General features: G+C 67.2%; 10 protein-coding genes. 1 reads left to right on the top strand and 9 read right to left on the bottom strand.

The window, feature by feature from the left end; all coding sequences use genetic code 11:
- Window positions 1-13: 13 nt before the first annotated feature.
- The 3 genes from BRX43_RS15570 to BRX43_RS15560 form a co-directional block, all read right to left on the bottom strand.
- Window positions 14-928 carry a sulfite exporter TauE/SafE family protein gene (locus BRX43_RS15570; RefSeq protein WP_125996016.1) on the bottom strand — a complete coding sequence of 305 codons (915 nt, stop codon included), beginning with the start codon at window positions 926-928 and terminating at the stop codon, window positions 14-16.
- Between the two features lie 69 nt (window positions 929-997).
- The gene (locus BRX43_RS15565; RefSeq protein ID WP_241214993.1) at window positions 998-1,726 is read right to left on the bottom strand and encodes a hypothetical protein; all 729 of its coding nucleotides are present in this window, start codon (window positions 1,724-1,726) and stop codon (window positions 998-1,000) included.
- A gap of 245 nt (window positions 1,727-1,971) precedes the next feature.
- On the bottom strand, window positions 1,972-3,345 hold the full coding sequence (locus BRX43_RS15560) for a glycosyl transferase family protein (protein WP_125996014.1): 1,374 nt from the start codon (window positions 3,343-3,345) through the stop codon (window positions 1,972-1,974).
- Window positions 3,346-4,757: 1,412 nt separating this feature from the next.
- Here BRX43_RS15560 and BRX43_RS15555 point away from each other — a divergent pair.
- The gene (locus BRX43_RS15555; RefSeq protein ID WP_125996013.1) at window positions 4,758-5,033 is read left to right on the top strand and encodes a hypothetical protein; all 276 of its coding nucleotides are present in this window, start codon (window positions 4,758-4,760) and stop codon (window positions 5,031-5,033) included.
- Window positions 5,034-5,845: 812 nt separating this feature from the next.
- On the opposite strand, the gene BRX43_RS15550 is transcribed toward BRX43_RS15555, so the two are convergent.
- From BRX43_RS15550 to BRX43_RS15525, 6 genes are all read right to left on the bottom strand, one after another.
- Window positions 5,846-6,283, bottom strand: a complete 438-nt coding sequence (locus BRX43_RS15550; protein WP_125996012.1) for a MucR family transcriptional regulator — start codon at window positions 6,281-6,283, stop codon at window positions 5,846-5,848.
- Window positions 6,284-6,324: 41 nt separating this feature from the next.
- Window positions 6,325-6,507 carry a hypothetical protein gene (locus BRX43_RS15545; protein WP_125996011.1) on the bottom strand — a complete coding sequence of 61 codons (183 nt, stop codon included), beginning with the start codon at window positions 6,505-6,507 and terminating at the stop codon, window positions 6,325-6,327.
- A 256-nt stretch (window positions 6,508-6,763) separates the two neighbouring features.
- Complete coding sequence (locus BRX43_RS15540) at window positions 6,764-8,125, bottom strand: HlyD family type I secretion periplasmic adaptor subunit (RefSeq protein WP_125996010.1); 1,362 nt, start codon at window positions 8,123-8,125, stop codon at window positions 6,764-6,766.
- Window positions 8,122-9,885, bottom strand: a complete 1,764-nt coding sequence (locus tag BRX43_RS15535; RefSeq protein WP_125996009.1) for a type I secretion system permease/ATPase — start codon at window positions 9,883-9,885, stop codon at window positions 8,122-8,124. The genes BRX43_RS15540 and BRX43_RS15535 overlap by 4 nt, the downstream gene beginning before the upstream one ends.
- Window positions 9,886-9,962: 77 nt before the next feature.
- On the bottom strand, window positions 9,963-10,484 hold the full coding sequence (locus BRX43_RS15530; protein ID WP_125996008.1) for a PEPxxWA-CTERM sorting domain-containing protein: 522 nt from the start codon (window positions 10,482-10,484) through the stop codon (window positions 9,963-9,965).
- Between the two features lie 29 nt (window positions 10,485-10,513).
- Window positions 10,514-12,040 carry a TolC family outer membrane protein gene (locus BRX43_RS15525; protein ID WP_164523632.1) on the bottom strand — a complete coding sequence of 509 codons (1,527 nt, stop codon included), beginning with the start codon at window positions 12,038-12,040 and terminating at the stop codon, window positions 10,514-10,516.
- Window positions 12,041-12,075 lie beyond the last annotated feature (35 nt).

Genomic DNA, 12,075 nt, shown 5'->3' with positions numbered 1-12,075 from the left:
GGCCAGCCCCGCGTCACGACACCGAAACCGTGAAGATCTCCCCCGGCCGCCAGACCAGCCCCAGGAGGATACGTACCCCGACCAGCAGCACGATCACCGCCAGCGCCAGCCGCAGATATTCGGGCTTCACCCGCGTCGCGAACCGCGCGCCGACCTGCGCGCCCGTCACCGATCCGATCAGCAACAGCCCGGCGAGCACGATATCCACCGCCTTGGTGGTCGTCGCATGGACCATCGTCGCCATGGCAGTGACGAACAGCGTCTGGAACAGGCTGGTCCCCACCACCACGCTGGTCGCCATGCCAAGCAGATAGATCATCGCCGGCACCAGGATGAAACCGCCGCCGACGCCCAGCAGGATGGTCAGAATGCCGGTGACGAAGCCGAGCATCAGCGGCGCGAGCGGCGAGATATAGAGGCCCGAGGCATAGAAGCGCGTGCGCAGCGGCAGCGCCGCGACCAGCGGATGGTGGCGGCGCTTGCGCGGGCGGGGCGGCTGGGCGCGCCGGGCGAGCAGGATGGTGGTCGTCGCCTCGCGCGCCATGGTGCCGCCGATCCAGCTCAGCATCACCACATAGACGACCGCGATCACCGTATCGATCTGGCCGAGCGCCTGGAGCTGGCGGAAGATCCACGCCCCCGCGAAGGTGCCGGTGATGCCGCCCGCGACCAGCACGCCGCCCATCTTGAAGTCGACGCCCTTGCGCCGCAGGTGAGCGAAGACGCCCGATACGCTGGCCCCCGTCACCTGGCTGGCGGAGGAGGCGGCGGCCACGGTCGGCGGGATGCCGTAGACAATCAGCAGCGGCGTGGTCAGGAACCCGCCGCCGACCCCGAACATCCCCGACAACAGGCCGACGCCGCCGCCCAGCAGCACGATCACCAGCGCGTTGACCGACAGATTGGCGATGGGCAAATACAGGTCCACCCGGTGCTGGTAGCGCGGGTCGCCGCCCAGCCCAACCCCCGCCGTCCCCTGCGCCGGTTTTTCGGGCGATCAGAAGTTGGTGCCGACCGACAATGCAGGCCCCGAACCGGGCGCCGCATTCCCCACCACCCGCTGCCGCCAGTCGAGCGTGAACCGCAGCCGTCGCTCGCCCGCCGGCACGATCAACGCGAGGCTGGGGCCGAGGTCCAGCCGCCCCGCGCCGCGCTGCACGCCGCCCCACAAGCCGAGACCAAGGTCCAACCCGGTGGCGCCGCGCTCCGCCACCGGTCGGCTCAATCGCACCGCGCCATCGGCGAAGCCCTCCGCCGACGTGCCGTGGCGGGCGATCATCCCCGCCTGGCCATAGCCCTCGATCCGCCAGTCGCCGAGAATGCGGGTCGGGTCTAGCCCACCGACCAGCGTCAGGCTCGTGCCGTCGCGCCCGCCATCCACCGCGATCCGCTTCTCCGCCAGCACATGCACCGGCGCGGGCGTCGGCTGCCAGTCGAGGCCGGCCGCGACCTCGGCTCCGCGCCCATGCAACGGGGCCATGGCGCGGATCGACAGCGCGACGTGCCGGTCCCGGTCCATGGCATAGCCGATCCGCCCGCCGACCTGTGCGCCGCCGAGCTGGGCGGCATTCGCCAGCGGCGCACCGCCGCGCAGGATCAGCCAGCCGCTCCCCGTCCAGCGCGAGGCCGCCATGACATGCCGCAGCGGCCGTTCGGGCAATAGCAGGGGCCTGGGCGGCTCGATGACCGGCGGTCCGGGCGTCGGGTCGCCGGCTAACTGCGCCACCATCGGCGCCGTGGGTATTTCTTGGGGAAAAGCTGTGGATAACTTTTGCATGTCCCTCTTGGCGGACGTGGAAGGACGGGCTGTGGATATCGAGGGTTCCGGTGCGATCGCCAGCGCCGCGACGGGCGGGACGATCGCCTCCACCAGCTTCGCGACCGAGTCGATCTCTGGCCAGAGCAGGAGCACCCGGCCGCCGATCCACAGGCCGAGCGTGGTCGCCAGGAAGCGGAACGGCCGGCCGCCCGTCACCGCTCGGCCACCGCCGGAAAGTCGTGCCGGGTCTTGCCCCAGGCGGGGGCCGCGCCGCGCAGCATCCCGACATAGCGCACGGCCCCTGCCCGCCCGGCGAGCAACGCGATATAATTGCCCAGGAACAGGCGCGGCGCGGACAGCAGCGCCTGCCGCCAGCCATAGCCCCGCCCGGTCGTCCACGCCCGCACCACCAGCCGCCAGCCCAGCAGCATCCCGTTCACCGCCAGCACGGCTATCAGCCCGTCGGGAAGAGCCGGTGCCGCGAGCCCGATCAAATGATCCAGCGACCAGCGCGCGCCCCAGCCGAGCAGCGCGACATAGCTGGCGAGCAGGATGAGCAAGGCGAGCGGCCCGCGACGGTCGCGCATCCGCATCCAGTTCTCGCCAATCGCGCGGGCCCGCCCCCAGCCGGTCCGATCCCAGCCGGCAAAGGCGATGCCGGCCAGCCAGCGCGACTTCTGCCGGACCGAATCGGCGACGCGATGCGGGAAGTAGGCGCGCACCGCGATCAGCCGTCCACTGGCATCGCGCCGACGCACGAAACATCCGCGCCCGCCCAGTTCGGCGATGCGCAGGCCCAGTTCGTAATCCTCGACCAGGCTGACCGGATCGAACGGATCACCGCCGCGCGCCGCGGCGATCCGGGCCAGCATCGCCGGGTCGATCGCGCATCCCGTACCCGCCAGCGGCATCGCCGCCCCCAGAAAGGTGCGCACCGGCATCACCCGGCGATGCGCATCCGCGAATTCATCGGCATAGGTTCCGGAGACCAACGCCCCCATCACCCCCGCATCGCGCCGGATCAGCGGCACGACCGGCAGTTGCACCACGGCCCAATGCTCGATCAGCGCGTCGAACAGCCGCAACTCATCGGCATGGACGACATCCTCGGCATCGTGCAGCACCACGGCCCGGGTCGACGTCCCGGTTTCACGATCGTCGGCGAGCAAGCGGTGCCACAGGATGTTGAGGCAATCGGCCTTGGTGGTCGGGCCATCCCGCGAATTGATCGCCAGCCGCACCCGATCGTCCCGCGCCATCACCCGGCGCACCGCCGCGATCGTCGCCGGGTCGTTGGGATAGGCCCCGACATAGAGGCGATAATCGGGATGGTCATAATGGTTCAGCGCGGTCGTCAGCATCGCGCCGATCACCTCGCTTTCCTCCCAGGCGGGCACGAACACCGCCATCCGGCCCCAGGCGTATCGCTCGCTCGCGATCGGGGACGGCGGCGGCGATGCGCACCACCGCCAGAGCGCGATCAGATCGACCAGCAATTCGTCCACGCCGCCCATGGCCAGGCCGACCGCGGCGAACAGCGTCAGTTCCTGCAGCACGCGGTCAAGCGCACCGATCGCATCCATCATGCCGCCCTCCGCCGACCAGCCTGTCCCCAAGGCTTTCCGGTCCGCGATGGATCATTACCGGTCCGAAACGGAGTCTGGCGAGAACCAAAGCGATGGTGGCGCGTTCAAGTCCGGATCCCTCCCCCTTTTCGGGATCGGTGCCGGTCCAAGCACGGCACGGCCGCGTCGTCGCGTTGCTGACGGCGCGGCTAACCCCTTTTTCACGAACAGCTTAGCGGGCAGGCGTGATAGCGCCGCGCCACGAGACCTCAGCACTTCGCGCTGGATCATATCCACGTCGGCCCTCAAGTCGCGACAAGGAACCGTCCCCCGGTGATACAGAAACAGCGTTTGGGCGATACATCCATTGCGGAGGTTTTATTCCTGACATGCCCTCCGCCCCGCCGCGCAGGAGGGATGCGGCAGACGCGTGAAAGCATGTCGAAGACGGAATCGTGTTCAACGTGCGGCTATCGATCGGCACGTCCCCGGCACGCCGGATTGTGGCCGGTCATGGAAATGGGAAGAGCGTGGCCTGGATAAGGCGGGATCGACCGGGATGGCAGTCGCTGGAAACGGATGAAAAGTCTGGCTGTCTTGGTGCGAACGAGCGGTTGGCTGGCGGCCGCCCCTGCTGTCTCGACCATCCTTGCCCCAGAAGAGCACCGCCGAGAGCTTGACACCACTTAACGTGACGAATCACCATACCAGCAATCTATATATCGAGCAGGTTCAGCGCGAACCGTAAATGACGTAGACTATCGGACAACATCTGTGAGTCCATGAGATAGCCCTGCAGCGTGATCAGCCTTTACGCAAACGGCATCCGTGTGCTGTAAATAATACATAACGGTAGCAATATTGTATTGATATCCGAAATGTATTGACCGGTGATTTTGCTCGAACAGGTTGCAAATGAGGTAACGTATGACACAACCTCATAGCATCAACAGGCACCATTACACATGTAAAATGCAAATGATAGTATATTTTTGCCGAACAAGTCAGGGGTATGACTGCATGAATAGGGAAGGATGGTTTAACGCAATCGGAGGATCAGCAATGTCACATGCATCGTTTTTGTCTCAAGCCGCACAATGACCTAACTTTTCGAGCAATAAATTTTTATTGAACGCACACAGGCAGAAATGGCTTCACGCCAATTGCCAAAATATTAACCTTCACAGGACGTCAATCGACCAACTATTGCAACCAGCGATTCGATAGAAAATCGTCAGTCCATTTTTGATAGATATAGAAGAATCAGCAAAGCAGCGGCAGAGGCTGGATTCCTCAGCTATGTATCCCCCGATACGCTTTTCCTGGAAGGCTGCAGTCAAGCGGCGATGCATCCCCGCGGCGTTCCACGCGATCCCGATGGGAAACCGAATGGCTATTCGATACTCTACATATGTGGAGATTATACGCTTCAAATGATGACCTCCGACTACTCGCTCCCCACGGAACCGTCTTCAACGATGCAATTGCCCTTTTCCAGTTTCCCAATACGGGGCGGAACCATGCCCATTCGAAATTCCAAGTCCGAGGCAGGCAGGCTGAGGGTGGACACCAGTAGCATCGGGGGAAATCTATCGGTCAACATGCTGATCCAATCGGATCATGATTTCGATATCAATCGCGCAAGATTCATCGCCATCTCTGCCACGGAGGCATTTTACGCGAATCCTCCGATTATCGAGAATGAATGATTTACTGTCCGAAAAATTTCAGACCAAGTTTGATTGATCCTTACCCCCTGAATGTAGCGGTCATTTATTGGCAAATTTCGCCGTGTTGCCGCGTATATGTCGCTGTTCATATTGAATTGTGGCATAGGGGATGGTGGGACGATGGTCCGGCGTCGCGATCCTGCTTCGGGTGCCAGGTAGCGATTTGACGAGTGACGTTGGAGGCAACGTCGACGATACAAGCCCATATCCGCTGCGCTGCTCACGATCGGGCGCCGCTTGCCAGCTCGACAAAGGCGTGCCTGGTGGGATCATTGGTTCGAGCCGTGGCGAACAGCCTGTTGATCTCGATCGGAGCGACTTGCATCGGCGCGTTGGGGCTGAACGTCTGCCCCCATCGGACTGGTCCTATATCCTCTGCGTTCCAAGCCTAGTCATGTCCGGCGTTGCTCCGAACGCGACGGGATCGGCGACCGCTTCACGTCGCCGATTGTGGTGGATTAGATGCATGGCGAAGGTGGCCAGACGATCAGAGGCAGGAATGGCCGCCCGAATATCGCAGAGAACCACGACGAAGCGCGGCATGCGGCACTATTGCGGAACCGGACCGAAGAGACACGGCATTGCGGGAATAGCAACGCGAACTGAAGCACCCCGGCCACGGTGCCCCTGTCGACAGGATCGATCCGCCCCCGGCAGTCAAACCGGACCGGCGGGAAGGCCCTGTGCGGACGCCGACCGAGTGCCCGCATGTCGGTGCGGCCGGTGGCTTCCCATCCGACCGCTCCCGACCGCGCGGCAGGGATCAGCCCTGCCGCAGGAAATCGACGATCTTACGCCTCGCCGGCCTCGTCGGACCGGCTGCTCTTGCGGCCCAGGCCGATGGTCTTGGCCATGGCGCTGCGGCTCTCGCTATAGGCGGGCGCGACCATCGGATAATCGGCGCGCAAGCCATAGCGCTGACGATAATCGTCCGGGGTCAGGCCATGGGTCGCCAGATGGCGGCGCAGCGTCTTGTACGGCTTGCCGTCGATCATCGAGATGATGTGCTCGCGCGAGGCCAGCGACTTGCGGGCGCTCACCGCCGGCACATGCTCCTGGCTGCCCGATTCCGCGACCGGCTCGACCGGGGTCGCCAGCTTCGACACCGCCTCGTGCATCGATTGCAGGAAGGCGGGGACATCGTCCGGCGTGGTGCGGGTGTTGGGATTGCCCAGCCAGGCGATGGTCAGCTCGGTGGCGAGCTCGACGGCGTTCAGTTCATCACTCATGCATCATACTCATGTTGTCGTCGCGAAAGTCGTCGGCGCGATCAAAGCCTGATATTGCGCTTCTTCATTTCGGCCAAGGCCAATTGGCCAAGCACCGAATCCGGCTTGGACCGAAAGATATCGGCAAAATCAAGCAAATCTTCATCGGCCAGCGCGATTATCGAAGTCTCGATCGCCGTGAGTTGCGCCGCCGCGCGCTCACGGCTGATGTTCAGCCGCTTCATTCGTGTCTTCAACATGACGCCACCCTAACATGCATGGGCGGTGCGGCAAGGGTGGAAGCCGATTCGGAGGCCGCCGCGATCGATTTCGATGGAGCTCCGTTGAGGTCGATCCGGAACCATCGATACATTCGATCTGAAGGAAGAGGCACGCCGCGCACCGGGTAGGTCGTGGCGCCAGAGACGACGCGCGGCGACGGACGCAAGCGGCCGATCGGAACGGGATGGCCGCTCGGTGCACGCCATCCCGTCCCTCACCCTATCGCTCGTGGAAGGAGCGGGTCGTCGCCTCGGTCAGCGGTTCGAGCAGGTAATCGAGCGCGGTGCGGGGCCGCAGCGTCACCGTGACCTGCACCGGCACGCCCGGCCGTACCCCGGTATCCCCGCCCCGGACCCGGCGCAGCAAGGCGAGCTGGCTGTCCGGCACGACGATCTCGGCGGTGAAGTAGCTGGCGCCGCTGGCTTCGTCGCGCAGGCTGTCGGCGGAGACGGTGCGGATCCGGCCCGTCAGGATCGGCAGGTCACGCTGGTGGATCGACAGGAACTTCACCTCCGCCGCCAGACCGGCGCGGACGCCGTCGATGTCGTCGGGCGCGAAATGCGCGGTGACGATCAGCGGCACATGGTCGGGCACGATCTCCAGGATCGGCTGGCCCGGCGTCACCACCGCGCCCGGCGAGAAGAGGTGCAGATTGACCACCCGGCCGCTGACCGGCGCGCGGACCAGCGTGCGTTCCACCTGGTCGCGCGCCGCCGCCAGTCGCGGCAGCGCGTCGTTCAGCTTGAACTGGGTGTCGCGCAATTGCTGCGCGGCATCGTCGATCGACCGGCGCGCGGTTTCCGCCACCTGCTGCTCGGCGCCGGCGATCTGCTCGCGCATCGCGGCGGTGCGGGCGGCAAAATCGGCATTGCTGCCGTCCAGCTCGGCGATCGAGCGTTCCAGCGCACGGACGCTGTTGCGCGAGACGACGCCCTGTTCGGCGAGCCGCCGCGTGCTGTCGAGCTGGGCGCGCAGCGAGGCGCGCTCGACCGAGGTCGCATCGACCTGCGCCGCATAGCCGCGCGCCTGCTGGGCGACTTGGTCCTCCTGCTTGCGCAGCACGCCGCGCGTCGCGCCGAGCAGCGCCTGACGCGCCCGCGCCTGGGCCAGTTGCAGCCGCTCGGCGCGCTCGACCAGCGGACGATCGGCGGACGCGACGTTGGAGAATTCGGCGGGCCAGCGAATCGGCCGCCCCTCCAGCTCCGCCTCCAGGCGCGCGCGCTGTGCTTGCAGGTCGATCACCGTCGCCGCCAGCGCCCGCTCGGTCGCCACCGCCTCGGCGGCGGAGAGGCGGAGCAGCACCTGCCCGGCCTTCACAAACTGCCCGTCATGGACCAACACCGCCTCGACATTGCCGCCGGCGCGGTTCTGGACCAGCTGGCGGTTGCCGGCGACCGTCACCTGCCCCTGCCCGAAGGCGGCGGCATCGAGCCGGGTCAGCGCCGCCCAGCCGCCCAGCACCACGAAGAACAGGAAGGCGGTGATGCCGCCGAGCAGCAGCGCTCGGCGCGGCGAATCGTCCAGGACGGGGCCCGCCGGCCGCGGCGTCATCTGGGGCGCGGAGAGCGTCGCGGCGGTCATGCCCGCGCCTCCCCGGAGGCGGCGACCGGCGACAGGCTCGACACGATCCCGCCGGGCACCCCACCCCCGCCCGCATTCGCCGCCGGCGGCCGGGCATTCACCGCCTCGATCGCACCGTCCCGCAGCAGCAGCATCCGGTCGGCGACCTGGAGCAGGCTGTTGCGATGGGTGGAGACGATGATCGTCGTCCCCTGCGCACGCAGCGCCGCCAGGGTCTTCATCAGCATCGCCTCGCCATTCACATCCAGATGGGCATTGGGTTCGTCGAGCAGCAGCAGCGACGGTCGACCGAACAGCGCCCGCGCCAGCGACACGAGCTGCCGCTGACCGGCGGACAGGCCGCCCGCCTCGCGGATCGCCAGCATCGTGTCATAGCCTTGCGGGAAATGCTGGATCACCTCATGCGCGCCGGCGCGTTGCGCGGCGTCGACCACCATCGCGTCCAGTTCCGGCCCGACGCCAAGATGCACGGCGGCGAAACGCGAGATGTTGGTCTTGACGGTCGCGGGGAAGAGCGACGGGCTCTGCGGCATATAGCCGACCGCGCGGCCCAGCGCCTCGCGGTCCCAGTCGGTCAGGCTGGCGCCGTCGATCCGAACCTCGCCCTTGTCGGGGGCCAACGCGCCCGCCATGACGCGCAGCAGCGTCGACTTGCCGGCCCCGCTCGGGCCGACCAGCGCGACGATCTCGCCCGGCGTGGCGGTGAAATCAATGTCGCGCAGCAGCATCCGGTCGCTGCCCGGCGCCTGGACGCTGACGCCGCTCAGGCTCAGATGGCCCCTGGGCGTCGGCAGCGCGGTGCGCGGCGCGGTATCATCGGGCCGGCGCAGGAAGTCGGACAGGCCGGCATAGGCGCTGCGCGCCGCCAGCACGTTCTTCCACGACCCCAGGATCTGCTCGACCGGGGCCAGCGCCCGCCCGACCAGCAGGGAGGCGGCGAAGATCGATCCCATGGAGATGCTCTGCCGCACCGCCAGCCACGCGCCCAGGCCCAGCGCCAGCGACTGGAAGAGCTGGCGCAGGAACTTGGTCACCGCCAGATAGCCGCCCGAGGTCGCGGCGAGCTGCGCCTGCCGTCCGACCAGGTCGGCGCGGTCGCGCAACTGCACCTGCACCACCGCCTGGCGCATCCCCAGCGCGCGGGCGACCTCGGCGGTCTGGATCGCATAATCCTGGATGCGGGTCTGGATGCCGGCGCGCATCTGCGCCTCGGCCGCGCCGCGCTTGGTCGCATGCTCGCTGGCCAGCGCGATCGCGGCGAGCAGCAGCGAGGCGAACAGCGCGAACGCCCCCAGCGCCGGATGCAGCAGGACGCAGACGATGATGTAGACGGGGGCCCAGGGCGCGTCGAACAGCGCCAGGATCGCCGGGCCGGTCATGACGCTGCGCAGCGTGTCGAGATTGCGGATCGCGGCGGACCGCTCGCCCGCACTGGCGGTGGTCGCGCCCAGGATGCGGTGCAGGATCGGTTCGGCCGCACGCTTCTCCAGCCGGATGCTGGCGCGCAGCAGCAGGCGCATACGCGCCAGGTCGAGCAGCGACAGCACGATCAGCGACACGGCGAGGATCACGATCAATGCATAGAGCGTCGTCGTTCCCCGCGTCGGCACCACCCGGTCATAGACCTGGAGCATGAAGATCGTCGGGGCGAGATAGAGCAGGTTGAGCAGCCCGCTGAAGACCGCGGCATAGACCAGATGCCGGCGCGCGGCGCCGAGCGCGGAGTCGACCGGATGGTTGCGGCCGAGGACGTGATTCATGGTGCGTGTCTGATCCAAAGAGCGGTCCGCCGGGGTGCCGGGGGCGACGCGTGCCGCCCCCGATCGAAGTCCGCCGATCAGGCGTAGCGGACGCTGACCCGCGTCCGGCGGCTGCGCAGCGCGCCGCCGACCAGCGCCATGCCCAGGATCGCCAGCGCCCAGGTCGACGGCTCCGGCACCGCCGAGATGGTCAGCGTATAGGCACCCGCGCCGATGCCACTGGCCATGGTGAAGCTGCCGGTTTTCCAGGTCGGCTTCCAGTCCGCCCCGTTGTAAATCCCGGTGTAGAGCTGCGTGCCCGCCAGGCTCGCCAGAAGCGCGGGCGAGTCGTTGTCGAAGATGCTCAGGCCGCCGCCATTGCCCGCCGAGAAGAATTCCAGATAGGCGCTGCCCGCGGTCGAACCTGGGAAGGTCCCGGTGACATCGGCGATGCTTAGACCCTGGTCGGATGCGGCTACCAGTTCCGGGGCGTCCGACAGGATCCAGCTGGCGGTGTAATCACCGGTCAGGGCGAATTTGTAGTCGGCAGCCGAGGCGGCGGCGGGGCAAGCGACCGAAGCGAGCGCGGCGACTGCGGCGAGCGTCAGGTTGTACTTCATGGCTTTCTCCTCCTTTTTTGAACCCAATTTCAGCGATCAGACCGGCCATCGGCCGGAAAGGGCAGGCCCCGGGCCAGCGCGCCGCCATCGCTGGGCGCGGCGGGCGATGCGGGGGCGAAACGGACGTCCGGCCCGATGGCGGGCACGGGTGCGGGGCGCGAATGGCCGCTCGACACCTGAAGCTGGTCGAAGGCGCGGACGATCGGCACGAACGGCCCGACCTGTGCGGCCTTTTGCCGGCGCAGATTGTCCCCGGCGTCGTAGCGGGGGGCGTCGGGGGTCAGCGCCGCGGCATCGAGCCGACCGAGTTGCGCCAGCAGCAGCGCCTGGCCGGTGTAGAGGCCGAACCGGGCATTGGCGAGCAGCACCTGCGCGTTGAGCAGCCGCTGTTCGCTATCGATCAGCTCGAAATTGGAGCGGAATCCCTCGGCAAAGCCGCGCCGCACGCCGTCGAGCGCCAGCCGGGCGGCGGCCACCGCCGCCTCGCCGCGGGCGATCTGGCGTTGCGCGGTGACGGTCTGGTTCCAGGCGTTGAGCAGCCCGGCGGCGACCGAGCGGCGCGTGTCCTCGACCTGGAATTCAGCGGATTGCTGGTTGGCGATCGCGGCGCGGACGCGCGATCCGATCACGCCCTGGCCCAGGATCGGCATGGTCACCGTGATCCCGCCCGAGAAGGTGCGGCCCAGGTCGCGGGTCTGGAAACCCAGCGGATTGACATAGCCATAGCTGCCCTGCGCGCTGATCGTCGGATTGCGCTCGGCGCGTTCGGCGGCGATGCGGTGGCGGCTGGCCTGCTCGGCCAGCACCGCCTGCCACAGCAGCGGGCTGTCCTGCGTCGCGGCATGATAGGCGGCGTCGATCGATGCGGGCAGGCCCGGCAATGGCGGCGGCGCGACCAGCATGCCGGGATTGCGCCCGACCAGGGCCGCGAAGCGCGACCGGCTCTGCTCCAGGCTGGCCTGGGTCTGGGCCAGGGCGGCGCGGATGATCAGCAGCTGCGCCTCGGCCTGGGCGATGTCGGTCCTGGTCAGGTCGCCTTCCGCCTCGCGCGCCCGCGCCTGGGCGACCTGCCGCTCATAGGATGCGACGGAGCGCGCCTGGATGTCGGCGAGATCGCCGTCGCGCAGCACCGCCATATAGGCGTCGACCACCTGGTAGAGGATCTCGTTCTCGGCCTGGCGCAGCCGTTCGCGGCCGGCGAGCACATCGGCCTCGGCGGCGGAGAGTTGCGCGGCGGTGCGGCCGCCGCTGCTCAGCAACTGGCCCACCGACAGCGACGTGCCCATCGAACGCTGCTGGAACTGCGCGAAACCGGGATCGATCGCGCTGCGCTGCAGCCGGTCATTATAGCCGATCGTCGCAGTGATGCCGACACTCAGCCGATAGGGCGCCCCGGCCTGGATCACGCTTTCGTCCAGGGCCCGCAACTGGGCGCGCTGCGCCTGGAGCTGCGGGCTGTTCCGATAGGCATCGACAATCGCATCGACCAATGTCTCGGCGCGGACCGGGGTGGTCGCGCAGAGCAGGATCGAAGCAACGCCAAGGACTCGGAGCAAGGATACACCTCCACGAAAGCGGATAAGCAAGACGA

Source organism: Sphingomonas sp. S-NIH.Pt15_0812 (assembly GCF_003951315.1).
GTDB lineage: Bacteria > Pseudomonadota > Alphaproteobacteria > Sphingomonadales > Sphingomonadaceae > Sphingomonas.
The sequence above is the reverse complement of the archived record's forward strand: the minus strand, read 5'-3'. Positions and strand labels throughout refer to the sequence as shown.